This window comes from Planomonospora alba (assembly GCF_039534085.1).
Lineage (GTDB): Bacteria > Actinomycetota > Actinomycetes > Streptosporangiales > Streptosporangiaceae > Planomonospora_B > Planomonospora_B alba.
This window is the reverse complement of sequence record NZ_BAAAUT010000185.1, coordinates 1-502: the sequence shown is the minus strand read 5'-3', so window position 1 is coordinate 502 and position 502 is coordinate 1. Positions and strand designations below refer to the sequence as shown.

General features: G+C 75.7%; 1 pseudogene. It reads left to right on the top strand.

The window, feature by feature from the left end:
- Positions 1-502: pseudogene (locus tag ABD823_RS34535) on the top strand (aminopeptidase); the annotation flags it as partial.

The following is a 502-nucleotide window of genomic DNA, read 5'->3' as shown; positions in this document are numbered from 1 at the left end:
CGGCGACCGGCTGGACCGTCGACCCGTCCGGCACCGACACCGCCACCTCCGGGCAGTGGGAGCGCGGCGACCCGGCGGCGACCTCCTCCAGCGGGGCCAAGCAGCTGGGCGCCACGGTCAGCGGCGTCAACGACCTGGTCACCGGGCGCCTGGCGGGCTCGTCGGCCGGCTCCCACGACGTCGACGGCGGTGTGACGAGCGTTCAGTCGCCGCAGATCGCGCTGCCGGCCGGCGGGACGCTGACCCTGTCGTTCTCGTGGTACCTGGCGCACGGGTCGAACTCCTCGTCCGCCGACCACCTGCGGGTCGCGGTCGTCGGCCCGTCCGGTGCGGCCCAGGTCTTCCAGCGGCTCGGCGCGGCGAGCGACCGCGACGGCGCGTGGGCGACGGCCACGGCGGACGTCTCGGCCTTCGCCGGGCAGAACGTGCGGATCCTCGTCGAGGCGGCCGACGCCTCGGGCGCCTCCCTGGTGGAGGCCGGGATCGACGACGTCAAGATCAC